The sequence below is a fragment of the Maridesulfovibrio sp. genome (genome assembly GCF_963666665.1).
In the GTDB taxonomy this organism is placed as follows: Bacteria; Desulfobacterota; Desulfovibrionia; order Desulfovibrionales; family Desulfovibrionaceae; genus Maridesulfovibrio.
In genome coordinates this window covers 1,370,202-1,392,810 of the sequence record NZ_OY762999.1, presented here as the reverse complement: position 1 = coordinate 1,392,810, position 22,609 = coordinate 1,370,202, and the positions used below count along the sequence as shown (strand labels likewise).

The 22,609-nt window shown below is 45.0% G+C and carries 22 protein-coding genes, 2 tRNA genes and 1 other RNA gene; 10 read left to right on the top strand and 15 right to left on the bottom strand.

Annotation, left to right across the window (positions count from 1 at the left end):
• Positions 1–92 precede the first annotated feature (92 nt).
• Positions 93–452, bottom strand: a transfer-messenger RNA (tmRNA) gene (gene ssrA, locus ACKU40_RS06235).
• Between the two features lie 157 nt (positions 453–609).
• Positions 610–933, bottom strand: a complete 324-nt coding sequence (locus tag ACKU40_RS06230; RefSeq protein WP_320175652.1) for a hypothetical protein — start codon at positions 931–933, stop codon at positions 610–612.
• A 129-nt stretch (positions 934–1,062) separates the two neighbouring features.
• Between ACKU40_RS06230 and ACKU40_RS06225 the strand changes: the two genes are divergently transcribed.
• Positions 1,063–1,266, top strand: a complete 204-nt coding sequence (locus ACKU40_RS06225; protein ID WP_320175651.1) for a hypothetical protein — start codon at positions 1,063–1,065, stop codon at positions 1,264–1,266.
• Positions 1,267–1,271: 5 nt separating this feature from the next.
• Here the strand turns inward: ACKU40_RS06225 and ACKU40_RS06220 are convergent, their stop codons facing one another.
• From ACKU40_RS06220 to ACKU40_RS06205, 4 genes are all read right to left on the bottom strand, one after another.
• Positions 1,272–2,639 carry a response regulator gene (locus tag ACKU40_RS06220; RefSeq protein ID WP_320175650.1) on the bottom strand — a complete coding sequence of 456 codons (1,368 nt, stop codon included), beginning with the start codon at positions 2,637–2,639 and terminating at the stop codon, positions 1,272–1,274.
• 170 nt (positions 2,640–2,809) lie between these two features.
• A complete protein-coding gene (locus tag ACKU40_RS06215; protein ID WP_320175649.1) occupies positions 2,810–3,571 on the bottom strand; it encodes a DUF4198 domain-containing protein in 762 nt (253 codons plus the stop codon).
• 33 nt (positions 3,572–3,604) lie between these two features.
• Positions 3,605–4,234: a hypothetical protein gene (locus tag ACKU40_RS06210; RefSeq protein ID WP_320175648.1), complete on the bottom strand. Its 630-nt coding sequence runs from the start codon at positions 4,232–4,234 to the stop codon at positions 3,605–3,607.
• 163 nt (positions 4,235–4,397) lie between these two features.
• A complete protein-coding gene (locus tag ACKU40_RS06205; RefSeq protein WP_320175647.1) occupies positions 4,398–5,786 on the bottom strand; it encodes a hypothetical protein in 1,389 nt (462 codons plus the stop codon).
• A 181-nt stretch (positions 5,787–5,967) separates the two neighbouring features.
• Here ACKU40_RS06205 and ACKU40_RS06200 point away from each other — a divergent pair, with 181 nt between their 5' ends.
• Positions 5,968–6,801, top strand: coding sequence for a transporter substrate-binding domain-containing protein (locus ACKU40_RS06200; RefSeq protein WP_320175646.1), 834 nt, complete (start codon positions 5,968–5,970; stop codon positions 6,799–6,801).
• A gap of 9 nt (positions 6,802–6,810) precedes the next feature.
• Here the strand turns inward: ACKU40_RS06200 and ACKU40_RS06195 are convergent, their stop codons facing one another.
• The 5 genes from ACKU40_RS06195 to ACKU40_RS06175 form a co-directional block, all read right to left on the bottom strand.
• Positions 6,811–7,224 (bottom strand): hypothetical protein, encoded by a 414-nt coding sequence (locus ACKU40_RS06195; protein ID WP_320175645.1) that lies wholly within the window; start codon positions 7,222–7,224, stop codon positions 6,811–6,813.
• An 8-nt stretch (positions 7,225–7,232) separates the two neighbouring features.
• On the bottom strand, positions 7,233–9,458 hold the full coding sequence (locus ACKU40_RS06190; RefSeq protein WP_320175644.1) for an ABC transporter substrate-binding protein: 2,226 nt from the start codon (positions 9,456–9,458) through the stop codon (positions 7,233–7,235).
• Positions 9,459–9,682: 224 nt separating this feature from the next.
• Positions 9,683–9,759 (bottom strand) — tRNA-Met (locus ACKU40_RS06185).
• A gap of 168 nt (positions 9,760–9,927) precedes the next feature.
• Positions 9,928–10,004, bottom strand: a tRNA-Met gene (locus ACKU40_RS06180).
• A 132-nt stretch (positions 10,005–10,136) separates the two neighbouring features.
• Positions 10,137–10,931 carry an undecaprenyl-diphosphate phosphatase gene (locus tag ACKU40_RS06175; protein ID WP_320175643.1) on the bottom strand — a complete coding sequence of 265 codons (795 nt, stop codon included), beginning with the start codon at positions 10,929–10,931 and terminating at the stop codon, positions 10,137–10,139.
• Positions 10,932–11,079: 148 nt separating this feature from the next.
• Between ACKU40_RS06175 and ACKU40_RS06170 the strand changes: the two genes are divergently transcribed.
• The 3 genes from ACKU40_RS06170 to ACKU40_RS06160 all read left to right on the top strand — a co-directional run bounded on the left by ACKU40_RS06170 (position 11,080) and on the right by ACKU40_RS06160 (position 13,659).
• The gene (locus tag ACKU40_RS06170) at positions 11,080–11,274 is read left to right on the top strand and encodes a hypothetical protein (protein WP_320175642.1); all 195 of its coding nucleotides are present in this window, start codon (positions 11,080–11,082) and stop codon (positions 11,272–11,274) included.
• A gap of 97 nt (positions 11,275–11,371) precedes the next feature.
• Positions 11,372–12,532, top strand: a complete 1,161-nt coding sequence (lptF, locus tag ACKU40_RS06165; RefSeq protein WP_320175641.1) for an LPS export ABC transporter permease LptF — start codon at positions 11,372–11,374, stop codon at positions 12,530–12,532.
• Positions 12,529–13,659, top strand: a complete 1,131-nt coding sequence (locus tag ACKU40_RS06160) for an LptF/LptG family permease (protein ID WP_320175640.1) — start codon at positions 12,529–12,531, stop codon at positions 13,657–13,659. The genes lptF and ACKU40_RS06160 overlap by 4 nt, the downstream gene beginning before the upstream one ends.
• Before the next feature lie 75 nt (positions 13,660–13,734).
• On the opposite strand, the gene yihA is transcribed toward ACKU40_RS06160, so the two are convergent.
• A complete protein-coding gene (yihA, locus tag ACKU40_RS06155) occupies positions 13,735–14,340 on the bottom strand; it encodes a ribosome biogenesis GTP-binding protein YihA/YsxC (RefSeq protein ID WP_320175639.1) in 606 nt (201 codons plus the stop codon).
• Positions 14,341–14,467: 127 nt separating this feature from the next.
• Between yihA and ACKU40_RS06150 the strand changes: the two genes are divergently transcribed.
• From ACKU40_RS06150 to ACKU40_RS06140, 3 genes are all read left to right on the top strand, one after another.
• Positions 14,468–14,923, top strand: a complete 456-nt coding sequence (locus tag ACKU40_RS06150) for a type II 3-dehydroquinate dehydratase (RefSeq protein ID WP_320175638.1) — start codon at positions 14,468–14,470, stop codon at positions 14,921–14,923.
• A gap of 108 nt (positions 14,924–15,031) precedes the next feature.
• Positions 15,032–15,592: an elongation factor P gene (efp, locus tag ACKU40_RS06145; RefSeq protein WP_320175637.1), complete on the top strand. Its 561-nt coding sequence runs from the start codon at positions 15,032–15,034 to the stop codon at positions 15,590–15,592.
• A gap of 92 nt (positions 15,593–15,684) precedes the next feature.
• Positions 15,685–17,943 (top strand): DNA translocase FtsK 4TM domain-containing protein, encoded by a 2,259-nt coding sequence (locus ACKU40_RS06140; RefSeq protein WP_320176365.1) that lies wholly within the window; start codon positions 15,685–15,687, stop codon positions 17,941–17,943.
• Positions 17,944–18,007: 64 nt separating this feature from the next.
• Here ACKU40_RS06140 and ACKU40_RS06135 read toward each other — a convergent pair whose 3' ends face one another.
• Positions 18,008–18,475, bottom strand: coding sequence for an L-2-amino-thiazoline-4-carboxylic acid hydrolase (locus tag ACKU40_RS06135; protein WP_320175636.1), 468 nt, complete (start codon positions 18,473–18,475; stop codon positions 18,008–18,010).
• Positions 18,476–18,535: 60 nt separating this feature from the next.
• Here ACKU40_RS06135 and lolA point away from each other — a divergent pair, with 60 nt between their 5' ends.
• Positions 18,536–19,180, top strand: a complete 645-nt coding sequence (gene lolA, locus ACKU40_RS06130; RefSeq protein ID WP_320175635.1) for an outer membrane lipoprotein chaperone LolA — start codon at positions 18,536–18,538, stop codon at positions 19,178–19,180.
• Between the two features lie 92 nt (positions 19,181–19,272).
• On the opposite strand, the gene ACKU40_RS06125 is transcribed toward lolA, so the two are convergent.
• Together ACKU40_RS06125 and yedF are read right to left on the bottom strand one after the other, a co-directional pair.
• Complete coding sequence (locus ACKU40_RS06125) at positions 19,273–20,028, bottom strand: pseudouridine synthase (RefSeq protein ID WP_320175634.1); 756 nt, start codon at positions 20,026–20,028, stop codon at positions 19,273–19,275.
• 10 nt (positions 20,029–20,038) lie between these two features.
• Entirely contained in the window at positions 20,039–20,659 is a 621-nt protein-coding gene (gene yedF, locus ACKU40_RS06120) for a sulfurtransferase-like selenium metabolism protein YedF (RefSeq protein WP_320175633.1), read from the bottom strand.
• Between the two features lie 186 nt (positions 20,660–20,845).
• On the opposite strand from yedF, the gene ACKU40_RS06115 reads away from it, so the two are divergent.
• Positions 20,846–22,609 (top strand): ABC transporter transmembrane domain-containing protein, encoded by a 1,764-nt coding sequence (locus ACKU40_RS06115; protein WP_320175632.1) that lies wholly within the window; start codon positions 20,846–20,848, stop codon positions 22,607–22,609.

Below are 22,609 nucleotides of genomic sequence, written 5' to 3'. Positions count from 1 at the left end.
TGAAACATCCCTTTTTGTACCAATAGGTATGATAGGTATGGATGTGCCATGAGCCTTTTTTTCTTTGAAAAAATCCAATTATTTCAATTGGGTGGTGGAGGCGGGGAGAGTCGAACTCCCGTCCGAGAATGCTCCACCAAGATGTCTACAGGCTTAGTTCAAGTATTGTTTCTCGCCCATATGAACGCCCCTGAACAGGCAACATATGAGCCAGCGCGTGCTAGGTTCTCGCCTCTCTACGGACGTGCAACGCAGAGATAGCCAGCCTGATGAGGTTGTTGTCAAAGCTAATATCAGACATCAAAGCTATGACATGGTCAGCTTAATTAAGCTGCCATTGCGTAATCGTAATTGTCGTTTGCAATTATGATTGTGCCGCTTTTTACGTGGCCAGCGGCGCCACGACCTGCAACCTTGGTTTCATTCACCCCCGTCGAAACCAATGCGCCCCCATTTTTCAAAGAACATTTCCTACTTATATTGTATACACGCAGGAAGATGATGCAAGGGGTTAAAAGCATATGAAAGACTAATTCCCCTTTAGGTGAAGAGATGTTTTCTATATCATTGCAGTGCTCTTGGCAAGAGCTCTGAAAGTACAAAATTAAATTATTTCCAGCCTTCTTTGCATGGCCCGCAAAGATTTGAGCAGAGTGAAGAGGGCATTGGGTCAAACCCTCCTTTGCGGACTTCACCGGTTAATTTGTTTGTGCAGGTATATTCCAGTTCATATTCGCAAACCCAGTCAGAAAGAACGTCTCCGTTAACGTCTGTGCATTTGATCTGGGCTGTTCCGAAATTAACCCTTTCATCAATGCAGGCCGGCCCCTTGTCACATTTGTAGGTCGAAATATCAGCGAATGCGGTGGAGCATGCGAACATGATTAGGAAAAATACAGCATAAGTAATTGAGGTGATTGTGGTAAATTTCATGCCTGCTCCTGAAGGGCTATGGTTAAAATTAGAGTCTGTAATTAAATTCTTATAATATTAGCCCTTTCTTGTCATTGCGCAAAGTGATAAAAGCTCAGTGTTTACGAACATTAATTTTATGGAGGAACTATGCAGAATCCTTTTAAGTTTTATATCTACGAAGAAGCGGCTTATATTTATGATTCCAATCAGAAACGCATTTTCAAAATGGGAGTGGAAGAAAGTGAGGATGTAGCCGGGGAAATGGAAACTATGATCCTTGAGAATGGCGAAGAAGTGGACAAAGAGAAGGCGTGGGAAGTTTCAGGACTGGATAAGCTTAATCCTGTCTAGAATAGTTAATACAACGGGCTGTCATTTTCTAACATGACAGCCTTAAAAGCCCGTGCGCAATCCGGACAGAGCTCCTCATTTGATTTTTCTTCGATGAATTCCATAGCATCCGTATGCGTGAAGGCCTCTTTGTAGGGCCTGTCAGTAGTCAGTGCATCATATACGTCAGCAATTGATATGATTCTTGCCCATAGCGGAATTTCGCCTCCAGTCAGGCCGTGCGGATATCCTTTGCCATTCATTTTTTCATGGTGATGCAGTACCGCAGGAATTATGTCTTCCATACTGGGAATAGGGCTTAGAATATCGGCTCCAAGCACCGGGTGCTCTTTAATCTTGCCAAATTCTTCATCGCTTAACGGGCCGTTTTTCAGCAAAATATCGTCACGAATTCCAATTTTTCCGAGATCGTGAAGTTTTGCAGCAAATTCAATTCGTTCCTGATCTCGATTGTTCAGCGAGAGCTTTTCAGCAATTTTTACCGATAATTTTGAAACAGTATCGGAATGGCCTCTTGTGTAGGGGTCTCTTGCTTCCAAAGCCTGAATCAGGCTGGTAATACTGCCCATAAGCAGTGTGCGTTCTTTTTTGAAAATTTCACGTTGCTGCAGCACAATCTGAAAATGGTCGCTGAGCAATTTTTCAGCTGTAATTACCAACTGGTCTATGTTGAATGGCTTGACCAGAAAGGCGGCCGCGCCTTTGTGCAGCAATTCGCGCATGGTTCTGCGGTCAGCGCCGGAACTCATGATTACGAAGGGAACATGTGAAAGAGAGGGGTGGTTCTGGATTTTTTCGCAGAGCTTGATGCCGTCCATTACCGGCATGTTAATGTCAGAAAGGATGAGATGCGGTACAATCTCGCTTGCAATTTCAAATGCTTCAAATCCATTGCTGGCTGTGATGACTTTGAATCCGGCCGAAGTTAGTCCTGTTTTGACTACGTTCAGGATATATTTGGAGTCATCAACAACAAGTACCAGTTTGTCGCGAAGCAGTTTAGCTCGATCCAGAATTTCTTTAATATATGGAAGCAGATCCTGACGGGCCTTGTTTTTGGTTATATAGGCTGCGGCTCCAACCTCAAATCCTTTCTCAATTTCTTCGTGCCGTTCGTTACTGGACAGAATGATTACCGGAGTTGATTGGGTGTCCGGATTGCTTTTGATCTCAGTGCATAATTGGTAACCGTCAATTCCCGGCATGGTAATATCTGTAATTACCAGGTCGTAATGATGGTTACGGGTGTAGTCCAGCCCCTGAATGCCGTTAACGGCTTCTGTTACGTCAATGGAATGCTTCTTCAATTCCGAACTGATCACAGTGCGGATAGTCTTGCTGTCATCGACAACTAAAACTTGAGGGTTGAGCATTTTTTCTCCATTGAGAGTTGGTGATTACTGTAAATATAACATTAGATTATATCGTTCTAACAAACTAGCTTAAATGTTGTCATAATTAGCTTAATGATAAAAGTAAAGGCCGGAGGAATCTCCTCCGGCCTTCGGCTTAGTTTTGAAATAAGGCTGTTTTTAGCTTTATCTTATTTATTTTTAAAAGGAAGCATTTCAATCCAGAGAACTGCACCCAACTCAACATCTTTACCTTTGATTTTGTAATCTGCGTCGTTCAGACCAGCAAAACCCCACCAGCCGGCTTTGGGGCAGGCAAAAGTGAATACTCCGTTTGCATCACACAGAACTTCCTGAGTTACCATGGATTCATAGGGTGCTTCCAGTTTTCCATCTTTATTATAAAATTCAACTTCTACGCGGGTAAAAGGTGCGGGCTTGCCGTCCAGCATTACAATTCCCTGAAAAACATTGCCTGCATAATTACCCCAAGGGCGGGTTAAGGGAACGATTTCAGTCTTTACGCCAAGAGGTTTGTTCCAGTCTTCACCTTCGTTAAAAGCGGAAACAACAGTCTTTGTGTAGTGGATGATGTAGTTATCCTCTGCAGGCTCGGGATAGGGGACAGGCTCCATGAAGAATGTATACATGCCGGGGCGTTTGAATTTGTATTCAGCTTTAAAGGCTTCATGGTCCATAACCTTGGTCTTCTTGAGCTCAGGGAGAAGGTTTGTTTCCTTTCCATCATAGAATACACTGAATTTCTGGGGCTTAACCAGATTCATTCCAATAAGTTCAAAAGGATGTGAAAATGAAAGCGTAAGCTCGGCATTCTTTTTTTCCGGTTTGATGATCGAATTCTCAGGGATCAGCATTCCGAAATGGGCAAAAGCAGAACTGCTAAAGGCCAAAATCAGTAAAATAGTCAGGACGGGAACAATCTGTTTGCGCATGAACTCACTCCGTGCATTGATGTGTCAGGAAAGCTATTTTTTCCGGGAAAGAAAAAATGCAGCAACTCCAAAAAGTCCGAGGATGTATCCTATCCCCGAAAATATCTCATTCACTCCGGGACCCTTTTCCTGCTGATTAATGATCAACCGCTTTAAGGTCTCGACTTTGTTTGTAAGGTTTTCCACTTGTGTGGTTAGCTGTGCGATTTCAGAAGAGGAAGCTTTTATTGACTCTGCAGGGGCTGTTGTTGCTGCAGGAACGGAGGACTCTGCAGGGGAGGGTGGAGTGATAGGCTTGCTTTCTACTGGTGAATTTGGGAATATTTCATCAGCAGTAAGGGTCCAGTCGCCCCGGTGTCCTTCGGAAGCCTGAAGGTTGATCAGCAGCCCGTTTCTGTCTTTTTTTATCGCTTCAGGAATGGAGAAGTTGAATAGACCTTCATCATCGGTAACGCCTTTGAGCAGCACTTGTCCGGTTTCAGCGTTTAGAATTTCAACTTTACCTTGATGCACTTTCCGTTTTTTACTGAAATAGCTTTCGGTAAAAATGGTATCACCTTCGACGTAAGCAAAGATGTTTACCCTATGCGCAAATGAAGGTGTGCTCATTATAATGAGAAGGATTAACGATACAAACACTGTTGATAGATATTTAAATTTCATTACTTCTCCTTTTGCGCCATAATTCTTAAAATAGATGCCATTAAGTGCTACTCATTTCAGATGTGTAGTACTCTTCGAGATTGAAAATGTCAATAATGAAACAAAAAAAGCCCTTAACATTATGTACGTTAAGGGCTTTCGGTAAGTTTGATTTTTAATGCGGTCAGTCGAAAGTGTAACCTATGTTGAACATTGTATCGAAGAAACCGCTGGGGTCATCTTTTTTAGCACCAAAAGTCTTCAGGTAACGGGAATCTAGTCCGATGGTGAAGCCGGAATCGAATTCATACAAGAAACCCGCACCGCCGCCTGCAACAGGGGCTCCGTCAGATATTTTGAATATGGTTCCGGGGTAATCAAAAAATGAATATCCGCCATGAACAGCTATGTATGGTGTAAAGTTTCTGTCTGCATAAAATCTGTAGAGTAATGACCCTGTAAATGTGTATGTGGTGAAATCTTTGTTTTTATAATCGTAGTCAGTTCCATTAGTATTGACGGTTCCGTTATCATAATAAGTTGTTCCGTATGTGCCTGAAGATCCGGAAGTACTACTCATGAAAAAATCACCTCCGAGACCGAAACCGGATGGGTAGAAGTGGCGAGCCGAGATGCCGCCCATACCACCGAATGAAGAGTACGGTGAGTCGCTTTTTGAAGTCATAGAGGCCTGAGCTCCACCGCCAACTCCAACAAATGTCTCGGAGCTCTTCTTGGGAACAAAGAAGCCCTTATTCTTGGTTCTTTTCTTTTGTCTTTGAACCCTGACAGCAAGTTCATACTCGCGTTTTGCTGCATCTCCAGGGTTTAGCATTTGTTCCTGAGTTTCTTGCTGCTGTACAGCCACCGGCATTGTTTGAGGCTGTTGCAGTCCAGGCTGCTGAACATAATATGACTGCTGAGCAGGTTGCGGGGCAACTGCCGGAGCAGGGCGTCCAGGCCAGAGACCTAATTGTTGCTGCGGTTGGTATACCTGAACATAACGAATTTGCTGTTGAGGTTGAGCCTGTTGCAATTGCGGTTTCGGTTCATGAACAGGTGTTTGTGCAACTTGGGTTGCAGGTTGCGGTGATGGAGCAGGCAAGAGTTCGTCAGCTATTTCTCCTGCACTCGCATCACTTGCAGGAGCGGTTTGAGCTTGGGGGGCCGGAGCTGTTTCTGCAGAAACAAGAGTTTGAGTTGTTTCTTCAGTTTTGATTGTTGAGTCCGGTATGGCTGCGCTTTGCACTATACCTTCATCCATGAGTTCCTTGGATATGGATTTTCCGTCGGAAGTGATATCTCCGATTATGCTTCCATCATCGTTCGTGCTGAGTTCTCGAACTTCAACATCACGCATAAGAACAAGGTTGCTGCTTTCGAGACGTGCTTTGGCCGTATCCAGCCCCGGAACAGCTTTTACCCCGGGAATATTAATTTTTACCGGGGTCTGACCATTTTTGAGAACGATAAATGAAGTGGGGCCTTCCACTGCGACGATTTTTCCCGGCCATGCAAATGCTAACGCCGGCAGCAGAAGTATAGTGATAAGTATGGTCAATAATCTTAACATAATTCAGCCATTTTTGTAGGTTACACCGTATTACAAAAAAGATCGGCATTAACCGGATAAACTTAACACCAAATTGAATAATTTTATTATGCTTGGGATTGATTTTTTAAGATACCCTGAATTAATAAATTTTTGAAATCTTCATCTATATTTTTAAGCTAAGAACTGATTAGATTGTTTCGTGAATCTTTTACTGCTAATATATAGTCGAGATTTAAAGGAGGTGGAAGTTGTCGTGTTAAGGTTTTGTCTGTTTGTTTTTTTTGTTTCTTTGCTTTTTCCGCCTGTACTGAATGCCAAAAGCCTTGTTCTTGTTACTCTGGATACTCCTCCTCAAACTTATCTTGAGAATGGTAAACCAACCGGTTTTTTGGTTGAAATAGTTTCTGCGGCGGTAAAGCGGGCCGGATATACTCCTGATATACGTATCGTGCCATGGAAGAGAGCTATGGCTATGGCAAGAAAAGGCACGGCTGATGCTGTTTTTAATGCTGGATTCAATGAAAAACGTAATGAGTTTTTAAGGTTTTCGGATACGGTTTTGATTACCGAAAAAGTGGTTGCTTTGCGTCGCGTCGGAACGGATACGTTCTTTTCGCCAGATTTTGCAGGTGCGGATAAATATATAGGTGGCGTCGGGCGAGCTTTTTACTATGGAGCGAAAGTAGATAAGGCCTTGAAAGATAATTTATTCAAACGCATTGAAGAAGTTCCTAATATAGATCTTAATACCAAGAAGTTGCTGCTGGGTAGAATAGATTTCTTTTTTGCCGATTATTATCCTGCGTTGAGTTTCTTAAATGATAACGGTCTGCTGGGGAAAATAGAGGCTATATTGGATCCGAAGACCGGGTTGCCGTTAGTCTATTCCAAATCGGACACTTACCTTGCTTTTTCACGGCAGAAAGATCCCGAGGCATTTGAGAAAGTCAGTTCTGAGTTAAAAAAGATGAAAAAAGAAGGGATATATAAAAAGATTATGCTTAAATATATCCCCATTCATGACGGCTTTTAAGGACCGTAGTTATTTCCAGCCCATTGTTTCGTAGCCTTTTTCCCTGAGACAGCGTTCGACGAATTTTCTATACAGGGGATCAGGATTTTCCTGCATTGCACCGCCTACAGCTCCTCCGGCAGCACCGCCTGCAGCACCGGCTAAGGCAGAAGTTCCGGGACTTCCTGTCACTATGCCGATCCCAAGGCCGACAGCGCCGCCGATCAAGCCTCCCTGAACTCCGGTTTTTACCGAAGTCTTTGCCTTGGATGTATTGCCGACACTTTTTTCAGCAAACTCCATGCAGTAGGCGATGTCTTCCGAAACTTTTGCTTCTCCTGCCTCTTTGTACTGTTCATTTGGGTATAAAACAGGTTTTTTAGCACAAGCCGGGCAAGCCAGCATCAGTACAGCCAGTAATATAAAAAATATTTTTTTATTCATGATAGTTGTCACACAATGGGTAATTTTATGGTGAATTTTGTTCCTTTTCCGATTTCGGTCTTAATATCAAATGTACCTTTGTGGTTCTGGGTTATTATAAAATATGAGACGGAAAGTCCAAGCCCGGTTCCAACTCCGGGTGATTTAGTGGTGAAAAACGGTTCAAATACTCGCCGTTTCACTTCAGGGCTCATGCCCGGACCGTTATCTTCCACTTCGGCAGTGATGAATTTGTCATCCATTCTGGTCCTGAGTGTGATAGTCGGGGTTCGTATATCTGAAATTTCGTTGGTAGCATAGGCTGCGTTTTTGACAAGATTCAGCAGCACCTGTTCAATTTCTATACGCAGACAGTTAATTTCGCCGAGATTCTCTTGGTAATCCCTTATAATCTTGGTGTGTTTAAAGTCGTATTTCTTTTTGAGATCATAATCGCAAGTGATGATGTTCATGATATCATCAAAGAGTTTGTTGAGATTGCAGACCGTCATGCCGTTATCGTTGCGGCGGGTAAAGTTGAGCATGGTATGCACAATATTGGCAGCACGTTCTCCGGAGGAATGAATGCCGTCCAGCATTCTAATGATTCCCCGTTCTTCAAGGTAACTTTGAATCTGTTCGCATGAGCAGCCTATTTTTTCTGCAACAGCTGTGTTTGCCGGAACACCTGGAGAGGTTCTGCGATAGATGTTTTGTACAGCCTGAAGTATACCGGCCAATGGATTGTTAATCTCGTGGGCCATGCCGGCGGCCAGCCCGCCGACAGAAACCATCTTTTCTGTTTGAATAAGCAGTTCCTGTGTTTTCACCTTTTCAGTCATGTCGATTATAGATGCAACACAATCTGTGCTTCCTTCAATTATTCCTACATCAACGTGAACATTTCTTATTTCTCCATTTGCCCGCAGAAATTTGAAATCATAAGACTTAGGTGGCGATTGATTTGTAGAAAATCTTGCTGAGGCATAACTTGTCATTCGTTCATATTCTTCCGGTGCTATGAAATCTGTCCACTTGCGTTTGTCTTCGATTTCCTCAACTGTGGCCCCGCATAGCTGAGCAAAATTTTCGTTACATTTTATGATTGTATGTTCTTGGTCGATCATGACCGTTGCCGCCCCTGTATTATCAAAAAGGCTTCGATAGTATTTCTCATTTTTTTTGAGCTTTTCTTCAATTTCTTGGCGGTTGTTAATTTCCTGTTTGAATTTGCCGGCAACGAAGATGGAGGCAAGCAGAACAATCATGATGGTTGCAAAGATCTCTGCGGCGAGAAATGCGGTTTCTTCCCTGATGGTTACTTTTCCTTCTGCCGGGTTGTAAAAGAAATCTGAAAGATCCTTAGTTTGGTCAATCATTCCCTGCTTTTTAAATTCAGCTCCTATTTGCTCCCATCGTACTGGGTTGCTGTGCCCTATACGTACAAGATTTGGCAGAATCAGGGTTCTGATTGTGTCTGCTTCATATTTGAGATGTTCTTCAGTTTTTAATGAACCGAATTTTTCGGAAATAATGTCTACCAGTTCATCTGGGTGTTCTAGTGCGTATTGCCATCCTTTCAGGCTGGCTCGGACAAATTTGCTGACCCGTTCCGGGTACTTTTGAATTTGGGAACGGGAAGTGAAAAGGGTGTCTCCATAAAAATCAACTCCATGGGTGTAGGGGTAGATTATTGAATACGGAATATTCTCTTTTTTCAGGTAATAGGGCTGGTTTGTGATGTATGCTGCGATAATATCAATTGATGGGTCAAAATAGTCTTCAGGGGTGGCAAAACGGTCTATAAGCTTTACGTCATTTAACGAAACTCCGTTTCGTTCCATCATAACCTTCAGCTCTATGTCTTGAGATGCTGAACTCATAAGCACATTTTTATCTTTTAAATCCTGTGCAGAGTGAACTAAAGGTTGTGTTTTTGAAATGAAAACAAGGGGAGAATGTTGGAACACGGAGGCAAGCAAAACTACGTCTTCGCCGCTTAAATAATGAAGCAAGATTTCTGAATTACTGATTCCGAAGTCGGCTTCGCCATTAAGAACCTGATCGATAGGATTGTGGCGCAGGTCGCGTTCTACGATTTTTACATCGAGCCCTTCTTCTTCGTAGAATCCTTTTTCAAGAGCGGCATAGTATCCGGCAAACTGGAACTGATGAAACCACTTAAGCTGCAGAGTTACCTCATCAAGTTTCTTTGCAGAAACCGTATTTGGTGCGCAACAAAGTAGGGTGCTCACTAAAAAAATAAGGAGATAACTAGCAAATTTGCTTAAGAATGATGTTTGGTCTGTTGGGAAATTTTTTTTCAAAGCACAAATCCTATGTTGAGTATGAAGCTTACCCAAATAAATAACAGAAATGACGGTACTTGGAAATAACGGGAGTGAACTAATAATAGGAGCTTGGGACGAAGGGTAAAAGAAAAGGCCCTGCATAGTTCTGCAGGGCCTAAAGATTTTCGTGGTAGCGAGGGAGGGAATTGAACCCCCGACACTGCGGATATGAGCCGCATGCTCTAACCATCTGAGCTACCTCGCCACGTTTGTGGTGTTGAACTTCCCGTCCAACGAGGACAGTGTTTATACACTCTTGATCCGCTTGGCAAGTAAAAAATGATAAAAATTTCGGTATAATAATTATATGTTGTTTTATCGGCTTTTAATAAAGAAAAGGCCCTGCAAATTTTGCAGGGCCTTGAAATTTCCGTGGTAGCGAGGGAGGGAATTGAACCCCCGACACTGCGGATATGAGCCGCATGCTCTAACCATCTGAGCTACCTCGCCACGTTTGTGGTGTTGAACTTCCCGTCCAACGAGGAGAGTAACTATACACTCTGCGTGAGCTTGGCAAGTAAAAAATGAACTTTTTTTAAATTTTTTTAAAAATAATCCAAATTGACGCCTAGTTAGCTCTTTTTAACTCCAGAAGAAGAGGATCAGAGGAGCAAGCGCCAGCCGGTAATAAGCAAAGGGGCGCAGGGTCAATTTACCCAGCAGGTATATGAATCCTTTTACCGCTGCCCATGCTGAAAGAAACGAGACAATAAATCCGATCGCCAGAAAGGGCATATCAGCCATGGTAAAAAGTTTGTAGCTTTTGAGCATGTCATATCCGGTAGCTGCAAACATGATAGGTACAGCGGCAATAAAGGAGTATTCCGCAGCAATTTTGCGTTTCGCACCGAGAAGCATACCGCCCATAATTGTCGCGGCAGAGCGGGAAAATCCGGGCCAGAGAGCAAGACATTGGAAACAGCCGATGCCAAAAGCCAGTTTCGGGGTTACTTCGTCCAGAGTGTAACAGGAAGGGCGGATGTCTCTTTTCTCAACAATTAAGATCATGATTGCGCCTACGCCCAGTGCCCATGCAACAGTATACGGGTTAAAGAGGTGCTGTTTGATGAAATCGTGAGCCAGCAATCCCATTACGGATGCGGGAAGGCTGGTCAAAAAAAGCAGGTAGAGTCCGCGAATGCCGGAAAATCGTTGTCCCGGTTTGGGGAAAAGTAATCCCCAGAAGCGAGGCCAGTAAAGAACAACCACAGCGAGAATTGCGCCGAGCTGGATGGCAACTTCAAATGAAGCGGCTTTTTCTCCGGTGAAACCGAGCAGGTGTCCTGTTATGATCAGGTGTCCGGTACTTGATACCGGCAGAAATTCAGTAAGTCCTTCCACGATGCCGAGTATGGCGGCAGTAAATAGAGATGTCATTGGTATTCCTTTATGATTGCCGGAAATTCCGGTCTATAATTCAAGTTACCTGCATTGGGTAAGCCAGCCTGCACAAAGTTGCAAGGGGCGGCAAGCTGGTGTACTGATATATATTAATCAATTACGTCTTTAACCAAGGATTAAATATATGACTACTGTTGTGCCTCCATGTGAATTGACCAGAAAAGCTATTAAATGGATTTCCGAGCAACATTCTGAGACTGGAAAACCGCTGAAATCACTGCTTGAAGAGGCGGCCATGAGATTCAACCTGTCTCCCAAGGACATGGAGTTCATGGAACGTTTTTACGCTGAAAACAATGGCGAAGTTCCGGACTGTTAAGTCTGACCCTCATTTTGATTCTCCTAAGTGGACTGTAACCAAGTCTGCGTTATTTTTGTGATTAACTTATTTTGTCTGCATATTTGCGGGAACTAAATTGAAGCTTCTTCATCGCAATATTTTTAAAGAACTCATATCCATCTTTACTCTGAGTCTTTCGGGTTTCATGGGGTTGATCCTCATCGGCAGACTGCTCCAGTTCAGGGACCTGTTCATGGGGCAGAGTCTTGGTGCATTGGAAATGGCTAAACTTTTCATGTACCTGTGTCCTTTTTTTCTGCTGATGCTTACTCCGATCGCGACTATGCTCTCGATCTTTCTCACTTTTTTGAGAATGAATGCGGATAATGAGATTACCGCACTTAAATCCGGCGGTTTGAGTCTCTACAGGTTATTACCTGCTCCGATCATATTCTGTCTGCTCTGTACCGGGGCGGATTTTTATTTTTCACTCTACGGACTTTCGTGGGGTACGGAGAATTTTCGTAACGCCCTCATGGAATTTGCCCGTACCCAGAGTCAGTTGGCAATCCAGCCCGGAGTTTTTAACAAAAATTTTCCGGGGCTTGTCTTCTATGCTGACACAGTTGATGAAAAAAGCGGCATCATGCGCTCTGTGTTCGTACGCGATAACACCCGTAAGGGAATGACCGCGACTATCGTGGCTCCTCTGGGTGAAATCCGCACAGATCCTAAAATGGGGCGCCTGCTTATTCATCTTGAAAACGGTAGAATCTATCAGCAGGAAAGAGACCAACTTAGTGTCCTGAAATTTAAGAACTATGACGTCCGTATTCCCCTTGCCAATATTTTAAAAGGGTATGATGTGGATGAATTGCGGCCCAAGGAAATGTCTTGGGAAAAATTGGTCCGCATCAGTCGCGCAGGGGACCGTGCCGGAGAGATTGATCCCAGTTTCTTTAAAAAAGTTCAAGTAGAGGTTCAAAAAAGACTGGCCCTGCCTGTGGCTTGTCTTGTACTTGGTATGTTTGCTGTTCCAATTGCCTGTATTTTCAAAGGATTAAAGCAGCAATATGGCTTGATCATCTCCATGGGGTTATTTCTTGTTTATTATACCATGCTTTCTCTCGGGGTTACTTTCGGGGAGAGCGGTGTGCTTACTCCGGTGATCGGACTTTGGTTGCCGAATATGACATTTGCCGTAATTTCAGTGGTTCTGCTTAAGATGGCGGTTATGGAGCATTCATTCAGTATCAGGATTCCGTTCCTGAAAAAGTTCAGGAGGAAAGAAGCATGATTCGCAGACTTCTTCCCGGATACCTTGCGTCGTATGTTTTGAAGCAGAATATCTTCCTCATGTGCGTTTGCCTTGGGGTTGGAACAGGTATCTATCTGCTTTCAGACCTCTTTGACCGTCTGGATGATTTCATTGAGGCCGGACTGGGGGTGGGTACCATTCTTAAGTATTTTCTGGTCAAGATGCCGCTCATCTTTTCCCAGATTCTGCCTGCAGTTTTCCTCATCTCCATGATCGTTCAGCTGTGCGTTATGGCCCGGAACAAGGAGCTTCTTGCTTTACGTACGGGAGGATTATCGCTCATCTGGTTCCTGAAATTCTTTGTAATCTATGCCGTGATCTGGTCTTTTGGGCAGATGCTTTTTTCACAGGTTATAGGAGTTTACGGTGAGCAGGAGGCCTACCGCATCTGGAAAGAAGATGTGCGTAAAAGTATGCTTGATAAGCGGGTGTTGAAAAATATCTGGCTCAAGGAAGGGCGTTTCGTGGTCGAGGCCAAGGAGGTTATGCCTTTCGGGAACCGGGCTAAAGACATTACCGTTTATGAGTTTGCTGAAGGTAATGGCGGAATCAAACGGGTTATTACCTCTGAGAGTGCCGAGGTCAGCAGCAAGTATGGCTGGAAGCTGGAAAATGCTGTAGAGCTTAGCCCGGATAAGTTTGCTTCGCAGAAACATCCTATTTTTACCATGCCTATCAAGCTGAATCTGAACGTGTTTAAGGTTGTTGACCCGGATATTGATCCGGCCCAGTTGCCGCTCTGGCAGCTTGATCAGGTCATTGAACAGCTCAAACTTTCTGGTTCCAGCGTGGACCGGCTGATTACTGCATGGCATTCCAAGTGGGCCTATGCCTTCTCTCTTTTGACCATGGCACTTGTATCATTGGCTTTGGTGACAATTACCGAAAATATATATCTGAACATCGGATTGGGACTGGCCATTATTTTTACCTATTATGCCCTGTTCATGATTGGTGCTTCTGCTGGGGATACCGGGGCCTTGCCGCCTATTATTGCGGCATGGCTGGGGAATATTCTGGTTAGTTCGCTGGCTTTGGGACGCATCGCATGGGTGTTTGTCCCTGAACATTTCGGGAAGTATTTGACCAAGTTTAAAGCTAGGTAATTAAAAAGGGCATTTCATCATTAATAAAATGATGAAATGCCCTTAGACTGCTGATAAAAATATCTGCGGCGTTTTTTATTCAGATTCTTCCTCAATCTCAGCCAGTTCGGGAATCGCGGTAATGTCCAGCAGATTCCAGAGCTTTGTGCGGTTCATACCGGTCTTACTGGAAACACAGATAGGCTTGATCTTGAGGATCTCTTCCCATTGCTTCTGTACCTTAGAACGGTCTTTCTGCTTGGTCTTATCCGATTTGGTCATGATCGGAAGAATGGGAATGTTGCAGTGCTTGAAATACGAAATGAGATCAAGATCATTTTGCTGCGGGCTGTGGCGGCTGTCCAGCAGGACTGCAGCAGCAGCTACGTAAGCGTTATCAAGCAGGTATTTATCAATCAGTTTGGCCCATTTGGCGCGCTCGGTCTTTGAGCAGCGGGCGTATCCATAACCGGGAAGGTCTACAATATAGTAGCCGTGCGGGCTGACTTCGTAATAGTTGAGACTGCGGGTTTTACCCGGAGTTGAACTGATCTTGGCCAGACTTTTTCTGCTGGCAAGGCAGTTGATCAGCGAGGATTTTCCTACATTGGAACGTCCGGCAAGGATGATCTGCGGAGCTGCTATTTCCTCAAGCTGATTGATCTCGTAAATTGTATTAATTAGTGTGAGTGTATTATCCATAAGGAATTGTCCTTGATTATTTGTTGTTGCGTGAACCTGCCTTGTTCACTTATTTATCAAGGCTAGTCAAGCAGGACAATCATTACAAGGATATTTTCCCTGAACCTGAACACAAAAGGTGGATTTGATGAAAACCTTCCTGATTCTGAACGGACCCAATCTCGGATATGTGGGCAAACGTCAGCCTGAGATTTACGGTACTGATAAAATTGAAGATATTCCTGAACATCTCAAGACACTTATGGGTGAGAAAGCTGACGAGATCAAGCTGGAGTTTTTTCAGTCCAATTCTGAAGGCGCACTGATCGACAGGCTGGAAAAAGCCCGTGAAGACGGTCTTGACGGTGTTGCCTTCAATGCCGGAGCATACACTCATACCAGTCTTGCCATTGCCGATTGCCTTGCATGGATTGAAGTGCCCTGTGTTGAAGTTCATATCAGCAACATCTGGGCTCGGACTGAAGATCCTGTTCGCCAGAAAAGTTTTATGGGAAAACAGTGCATTGGAGTAATTGCCGGATTTGGAATAATGAGCTATGCCTTGGCCGTTCAAGCATTGTTTTCGCATGTGGCAGCTGATTAGCCGCAGAAAACTGCCGGCTGCTGTCACCTTAAACTAATTGAAGACAGCGGGCTGAGGCTTAAAGGCGCCGTTTAAGGCCCTGCAAATAATATTTTTATTGGAGGAAATATGATTTCTACTAAAGATTTTAGAAATGGACTTAAAATTGAGATTGATGGTAAACCTTATGAAATTGTTGAATTTCAGCATTTCAAACCCGGTAAGGGCGGCGCATTTGTACGCACCAAGCTGCGTAACATGTTCACCGGCCGTATTACCGACCAGACTTTCCGCTCCGGTGAGAAAGTAAAAAAGCCTGACATGGCTACCAAAGAAATGCAGTTCCTGTACAAGGACGGCGAAGAATACGTACTCATGGATCTCGAATCATACGAGCAGATGAACGTTGTTGCTGATGTTATCGGTAGCGCAGGCGGTTTCCTTAAAGAAGGTGAAACCAACAAGGCTCTGCTTTATAATGGTGAAGTAATCGGCGTAGACCTGCCTGCTTCCGTAATTCTTGAAGTAACCCAGACCGATCCCGGCGTACAGGGTGACCGTGTAAGTAACGCAACCAAGCCCGCAACTCTTGAGACCGGACTCGCTATCAACGTCCCCCTGTTCATTAACGAAGGGGATAAGATCAAGGTAGATACCCGCTCCAGCGAATACCTCGGTCGTGAAAAGTAATTAGTTCTTACTTCTTTCGGGGAGCTTAGTGCTCCCCGAAAATTGAATATTTTGTCATCTATTTATAGATGGCCTAGCGCCAACCTGCCCCTATTCGGGAACAAACGGAGGATGAGACACTGCCAAGCGGAAAGTTCGCAAAAGAGATTGCCGGCCTGTTCTGGATTTTTTTAGCCGCATTTCTTTTTATAAGCATGTACTCTTACCATCCGGGTGATCCGACCCTCAATCAGGCTGTCAGCAGCAGCTGGAAAGTTAAAAACCTTATCGGGCCCGCCGGATCATATGCCGCCGGGATTCTCGTGGAAATGCTGGGTCTTGGCTCATGGCTGATTCCGTTTTATTTTCTTTTTCTCGGCATTACTTCCTTTATTTCTGCTCTTCGCCAGCCGTGGTGGCGCTGGATCGGATTGGTGCTCCTGTATGTTTGCCTGCTCGCATGGTCTTCCCATCCGTGGCTGGTTGAATACCAGAAGACTCTCGCTATTCATGAGGGCGGTTTCATTGGTGCGCTTCTTTCCAAGTGGTCTTTCAAGTATCTGAAACCCGTGGGCGCATTTCTGTTCTGGATGTTCATGACTCTTGCCGGGATTCAGCTGACCCTGAATCTCAGCTGGGCTTCCATCGGCAAAAGACTGCGTTCTTTGCTCACCGATTTCTGGCTCAAGAATAAGGAGCGTGTCGGCCGCAAAGCCAAGCGCATGCAGGCCGAACAGAAGATCAAGCGTGCCGAGCGCAAAAAAGCAAAGGCTGAATCCAAAGTCCGCAAGGAAGCTGAGGATGATTATATTGAAGATGTTGATGTAGAAGAAGAGGGCGATGTTCTCGTTCTCAAACCTTTTGCTGATAAGCCTGCCGCAAAAGAAAAAAGCAAGGCCAAACCCAAGAAGCCGAAGGCCAGAAAAATCGACACGAGTACTGATTTTCCGGCTTTGGATTTTCTTACAGAACCGAAGGTTGCCGGTGTTCAATTTGATCCCAAAGATCTTGAAGAAAAGACCGAGGCCTTAAAGGTTTGCTTGAGCGATTTTAATATTGACGGTGAAGTTCAGAATGTTATTCCCGGTCCGGTTGTAACCATGTTTGAATTCCGTCCCGCTCCGGGGGTAAAGGTCAGCAAGATTGCCAACCTGACAGACGACATCGCTCTTGCACTTAAAGCCACAGCCGTTCGTATTGAGGCTCCCATTCCGGGTAAGGATTCTGTCGGGATCGAGATTCCCAACGACAATCGCCAGACTGTTTACCTGCGTGAAATTTTCGAACACGGCAGCTTTACCAAGTCCAAGTCCCCGCTGACTATGGCCCTTGGTAAGGATATTCAGGGTGAACCTGTTTCCGCCGATCTCGCCAAGATGCCGCATCTGCTGGTAGCAGGGGCTACCGGGGCCGGTAAGAGTGTCTGCTTGAACGGTCTGCTCATGTCCATGCTCTACAAGGCTGGCCCCGAAGAACTCAAGTTGTTGCTCATCGACCCTAAGCGTATCGAACTGGCAGTATACGCCAGCCTGCCGCATCTCGTGCATCCCGTAGTTACAGACATGGCTCTTGCCAAGTCCGCGCTTGAATGGGCTGTTTTCGAGATGGACAAGCGTTACGAGAACATGGCTCGTCTCGGTGTGCGTAACATTGCCAGCTACAACGAAAAGCTTGCCAAGTCCGGTGAGGATTTGCCCGAAGAGTTGGAAGATCTCGAACCAATGCCGTATCTGGTAATTATCGTGGACGAGCTTGCCGACCTTATGCTCACAGCAGGCAAGGATGTTGAGATCAGTATTGTGCGTCTTGCACAGCTGGCCCGTGCTGCCGGGATTCACATCATCCTTGCTACCCAGCGTCCGTCTGTTGATGTCGTAACCGGATTGATCAAGGCCAACTTTCCGACCCGTATTTCATTTCAGGTGACCTCCAAGCATGACTCGCGCACCATTCTTGATATGGTCGGTGCTGAGAAGCTGCTTGGACGCGGTGACATGCTCTTCAAGCCCAGTGGTTCCAAGCTGCGCAGGCTTCATGGTGCATTGGTGGAAGATGATGAGATCAAGGGCGTGGTCGATTTCTGGAAGAAGAAATGTCCTCAGGATTTTGATCTTGATTTTACCGATTGGAAAGATTCCGGTGCCTCCGGTCCCGGAGTCGGATCTATGCCCGGAGAGTCCGACGATCCGGTTTATAACGAGGCTGTGCAATTCGTAATGGAGCAGGGTAAGGCTTCAATTTCTCTGCTGCAGCGCCGTTTTCGTATCGGTTTTAACAGAGCTGCCCGTTTCATCGAACAGATGGAGCAGGACGGGATTCTAGGACCGCAGGACGGCAGCAAGCCGCGTATCGTGCTTGTGACTAAAGATTAAAAATCTCTAAAACGTCAATGTTCAGGACCGCAATATTAAATAATATTGCGGTCTTTTTAATGGGCTAACCCCAGATGAATTTAAAAGGGCAACAGTCTCCGCCTTCTGCAAGGGTTGTTTCGCGAACCATGCTTAAATTCTCGCTGTACCCTTTAGCGAACGGTTCATCGCGGGAACAGGAGAGCAGGGTGCAGAGTTCTTCAGGCAAACCCATTTCACGGTAGGATTCCTGATAACGGCAGCGGACTACTTTTACTGTCAATTCACTGCCTTCAATTGAGCTGTCTGCAACTTCGATGGCATCATCTTTTTTCCAGATTTCAACTACAGTTGCGAAATGTTTAAGATTTGGTGTATCTACGGATGCGGCGAAGGATTGTCCCGCCTTACGGGCTGATTTTTGCAGGTTTACGGTTATAACCTGCAGGGCTTTTTCTTTGCCGAACTGCTCGCTCATGGTTGCATAGAGTTCGCCGTAGAGCTCTGCTTCGATAAGTCTGCGGGAAATTTGTGATACAGGTTGTTCTTTCATAATTAATCCAAAAGAGTTAAAGACTGTTTTGTAGATGAACCCGAATTCACGAGGAGAATAATGCGATTCAGGATTTTAATACTTGTTGTCTCGGTACTGCTTTCCTTCAGCTCTATGGCTGTGGCAGATGAACTGACTACTGAGATTCAGAAATCATACGATTCAATTAAAACTTTCAAAGCTGACTTTACTCAGACTTTGACCAATGCTGCAAGTAAGGAACAGGATCTCCGTTCCGGTAAAATTACTTTTAAGCAACCCTCATTGCTCCGTTGGGAATCAGTAAAGCCGGAGCCGGAGCTGCTGATCGTGGGTGAATCCGTTGTCTGGGACTATTTTCCTGAAGACGAACTGGCTCTTAAATATCGCACCCAGCAGCTTTTTAATTCTAAAACCATGATCAAATTCATCTCTGGGCAGGCTAAGCTCGAAGAGGATTTTGTGGTCGAGAATCAGGGTGAAGATAATGGGCTGATCAAACTTAAGCTGCTTCCCCTTGAGCCGGAAACAGGCATGGTGCTTGCCTTTGCGTGGATTGATCCGGAAAAGAAAATGATGCGTAAAGTGCTGGTGGTCGACTTTTACGGTAACGGAAATGAAGTTTCTATGGACAATATTGAGATTGACCCTGAAGTTGATGACGCGCAGTTCCAGTTTACTCCGCCCGAAGGTGTGAACGTGGAAGATAACACGCAGAATCAGTAGTTAATACTGCACAAAAAGGCCCGGATTTGATTATCAAATCCGGGCCTTTTTAGTTTGATGTAAATTTGTCGTTAATAGCTGCGAAGCTATCGTTATTTCATCTTCAAATCATTTTTTAGCAAAGTAAGTTCTTTTGCAGACAACTCGCGCCATTTTCCGGGCTTGAGATTTCCAAGCTCAATGCGTCCTTGGCGGATTCTCTTGAGGCGCAGAATGGTTTTATCAAATTCACCGAACATACGCCTGATCTGGCGGTTGATGCCTTGGCGCAGTTCCATTTCATATTTGGTGGTCTCACCAACTTCAGAAATTGCTTTGATGTTGACCGGTGCGAGCAGCTCCCTTTTGTCTTCAAGGTACATGCCGTTTTGCATGACAGAGAGTTCTTTTTCGGAAAGCTTTCCGCGAATGGTCACGTGGTAGATTTTGGGCAGGTGCCACTTGGGGTGGGTCATGCGGTTGCAGAGTTCACCGTCAGTAGTCAGCAGGAGCATGCCTTCAGAGTAGAAGTCGAGTCTGCCTACAGGAAAGACCCTGCGCTTGACGATTTCCGGCGGTAACAGGTCGAGTACTGTTTTGCGGCCTTGCGGATCTTTGGCTGTAGTCACAGTCTCGATGGTTTTGTGCAGCAGGATGTATAGGTCTTTGGACTTTTCTTCATGCTGCACAAGCTTGCCGTTGACTTCCACACGGTCATTTTCAGGATCAACCTGAATACCGGGAGAATCCGCCAGCACGCCGTTGATTTTTACCTTGCCCTTTTGGACAAGTTCATCAGCCCCGCGCCGGGAAGCTATCCCGGCGGAGGCAATATATTTATTGAGTCTGATTGTTTGTTTGTCGGTCATGTGGGCTTTCTTAAGCCTTAATGACCTTGCTGGCAAGCTGCATGCTGGTGACTACGTCGAGCATGTTTGTTGTTTCGCCTACTTTCTTTTTGTCGAGCAGGTCGAAATGGTCGAGACATGTTCCGCAGACGAGAATAGATACGCCTGCTTTTTCAAGGTCCTGCAGTTTTTCAAGGCATTTGCTGCCCTCGGTTGCAAGTTTGACCGCGCCGTTGACCATGATAATTCTCCAAAGGGAATCGCCAAGCTCAGGCAGGGTGGAAAGGAAGTTGAACATCAGGCCGGCACCAAGTTTATCGTCACCGCTGCCTAAAACTTCGCTGTTCAGGAAAACAAGGGTTTTGCTGCCGACTTTAGAAAGTTCTTCATCACTCATGACTTCGCATACTTCGCACTCAGCGGAGGACTCAGTCGAAACGTCTTTTTTCCCTTTGACTACGAATAGGTTGTCTTTTTCCTTCACGCTTACTTCGTAGCCTTTGGTAGTCATGAAACGGGATACATTTTCTTTTGCCGCTTCATTATCTACTGTGATTTTGATTTTTGCTGGATTTTCGGATTCAATAGCATTCTTACACTTGAGTACGGGCTGCGGACAAGGCAACCCTTTGCAATCTATTTTAACTGACATTATAAAATCTCCTTATATTTTTTAAGATAACAGCGGCTAATTTAGGGTCAAATTGATTTATTTAATGAGAAACACATATAACGATCGAGTAGGTCTATCTTTGCGGAATAGACACTTGCGATTGCAGCCAATGAGAAGTAAGGAAAAAGCGCAATCGGCGTTTAGCCACAATAAAGGAGTTTCAATTTGCCTAAAGGCGGAAAATACAGCTATCTGAAAAATAAACATCTCATTAAGAGATGTCTTTCATATTTCGGACCGTACAAGTTTAAGATTTTCATTGCATTTGTTTCCATGGCAATCGTTGCCGCAGCTACTGCCGCAACCGCGTACCTGATCCAGCCGGCCATGGACGATATCTTCATTAATAAGGACCGCGAGGCCCTGAAGCTGGTTCCAATCGCTTTTGTTTTGGTCATGCTGATCAAAGGTGTCTTCAGGTTTTTGCAGACCTATCTGATGAACAGCACCGGTCTGTTGGTGCTTGAACGGCTCAGAAACGATCTTTTCAACAAAATTATATGCTTGCCCATGAATTTCTTTGAAGAAAGTCAGGTGGGCATGCTTATGTCACGTATTCTGAACGATGTTATTGAAATCCGGGCCAGCCTGCCTTCATTTATTATGATGATTCGCGAGGCCTGCACCATTATCTGTCTGATCGGTCTGGTTTTTTACCGTGATCCTTATCTGGCAGCTTTTGCCGTGCTGGTTCTACCGCTGGCAATTTTCCCGTTTTTTTATTTTGGGCGCAAGCTGCGTAAGTTGGGCCGGAAGAATCAAAGCAAGATTTCAGATATTAACGCTTTGCTGCAGGAGAGTTTCAGCGGGGTGAAGGTAATCAAGGCTTTTGCCAATGAGAATCGTGAAACAGGCAAATTTAAAGAAGAAAACGGTCGTCTGGTCAGGATTGCTATTAAAGAAGTCCTGAACAGTGAACTTTCATCCCGTATCATGGAAGTTGTCGGGGCCATCGGTATCGGTCTTGTGCTCTGGTACGGCGGTTCTCAGGTAATTGAAGGTCAGTCTACACCGGGTACTTTCTTTTCTTTTATTGCCGCGATGGTCATGCTTTATGAGCCGATCAAGAAAATGAACACTTCCAACCATACCATCCAGCGCGCGCTTGCCGGGGCGGAAAGGGTTTTTGAGATTCTTGATTCTCCGAAGATCAATGTTGAGCAGGGTGGTTCCGTAGAGTGGGAACAGGATTTTAAAAAGCTGGAAATCAAAGACCTTACCTTCAGCTATCCTTCTTCTGAAAAGCCTGTTCTGGACAATATCAACCTTGATGTTGAAGCAGGGCAGAAGATAGCCATTGTCGGTCCCAGTGGATCCGGTAAGACAACTCTGGTTAACCTGATTCCCCGTTTTTACGATGCTAGCGAAGGTTCAATTGCTATTAACGGCAGGGCAGTCAGTGATTACACCTTGAAGTCTCTACGTTTGAATATCGGTATGGTTTCGCAGGAAACCTTCCTGTTTAATGCTTCTGTACGTGATAACATTGCCTATGTAAGTCAGGATGCCTCTCTTGAGAGTGTCCAGCAGAGCGCACGGAATGCTTATGCTCATGAGTTTGTTGAAAAGCTTCCTGAAGGTTACGAGACTATGGTCGGTGAACGCGGAGTAAGGCTTTCCGGCGGACAGAAACAGCGTCTGACCATTGCTCGTGCATTGCTCAAGAACCCGCCGCTGCTTATTCTCGATGAGGCCACCAGTGCCCTTGATACCGAAGCGGAACGCATTGTACAGATGGCCCTTGAGAATCTCATGAAGGACAGGACCAGCATTGTAATTGCTCACAGGCTTTCCACTGTACTTTCAGCTGATGTGATCGTGGTCATGGAAAAAGGCAAGATTGTTTCCAAAGGCAGCCACAAGGAGCTTCTGGAAAAATGTCCGCTGTATATCAAGCTTTATAACATGCAGTTCCAGGATAACGCTTAG

What these genes read in the sequence shown, in the direction of transcription:
- ACKU40_RS06230 (WP_320175652.1), bottom strand. Translation starts at nt 933, where the DNA reads ATGAAATTTACCACAATCACCTCAATTACTTATGCTGTATTTTTCCTA.
- ACKU40_RS06225 (WP_320175651.1), top strand. Translation starts at nt 1,063, where the DNA reads ATGCAGAATCCTTTTAAGTTTTATATCTACGAAGAAGCGGCTTATATT.
- ACKU40_RS06220 (WP_320175650.1), bottom strand. Translation starts at nt 2,639, where the DNA reads ATGCTCAACCCTCAAGTTTTAGTTGTCGATGACAGCAAGACTATCCGC.
- ACKU40_RS06215 (WP_320175649.1), bottom strand. Translation starts at nt 3,571, where the DNA reads ATGCGCAAACAGATTGTTCCCGTCCTGACTATTTTACTGATTTTGGCC.
- ACKU40_RS06210 (WP_320175648.1), bottom strand. Translation starts at nt 4,234, where the DNA reads ATGAAATTTAAATATCTATCAACAGTGTTTGTATCGTTAATCCTTCTC.
- ACKU40_RS06205 (WP_320175647.1), bottom strand. Translation starts at nt 5,786, where the DNA reads ATGTTAAGATTATTGACCATACTTATCACTATACTTCTGCTGCCGGCG.
- ACKU40_RS06195 (WP_320175645.1), bottom strand. Translation starts at nt 7,224, where the DNA reads ATGAATAAAAAAATATTTTTTATATTACTGGCTGTACTGATGCTGGCT.
- ACKU40_RS06175 (WP_320175643.1), bottom strand. Translation starts at nt 10,931, where the DNA reads ATGACATCTCTATTTACTGCCGCCATACTCGGCATCGTGGAAGGACTT.
- ACKU40_RS06170 (WP_320175642.1), top strand. Translation starts at nt 11,080, where the DNA reads ATGACTACTGTTGTGCCTCCATGTGAATTGACCAGAAAAGCTATTAAA.
- ACKU40_RS06160 (WP_320175640.1), top strand. Translation starts at nt 12,529, where the DNA reads ATGATTCGCAGACTTCTTCCCGGATACCTTGCGTCGTATGTTTTGAAG.
- yihA (WP_320175639.1), bottom strand. Translation starts at nt 14,340, where the DNA reads ATGGATAATACACTCACACTAATTAATACAATTTACGAGATCAATCAG.
- ACKU40_RS06150 (WP_320175638.1), top strand. Translation starts at nt 14,468, where the DNA reads ATGAAAACCTTCCTGATTCTGAACGGACCCAATCTCGGATATGTGGGC.
- efp (WP_320175637.1), top strand. Translation starts at nt 15,032, where the DNA reads ATGATTTCTACTAAAGATTTTAGAAATGGACTTAAAATTGAGATTGAT.
- ACKU40_RS06135 (WP_320175636.1), bottom strand. Translation starts at nt 18,475, where the DNA reads ATGAAAGAACAACCTGTATCACAAATTTCCCGCAGACTTATCGAAGCA.
- lolA (WP_320175635.1), top strand. Translation starts at nt 18,536, where the DNA reads ATGCGATTCAGGATTTTAATACTTGTTGTCTCGGTACTGCTTTCCTTC.
- ACKU40_RS06125 (WP_320175634.1), bottom strand. Translation starts at nt 20,028, where the DNA reads ATGACCGACAAACAAACAATCAGACTCAATAAATATATTGCCTCCGCC.
- yedF (WP_320175633.1), bottom strand. Translation starts at nt 20,659, where the DNA reads ATGTCAGTTAAAATAGATTGCAAAGGGTTGCCTTGTCCGCAGCCCGTA.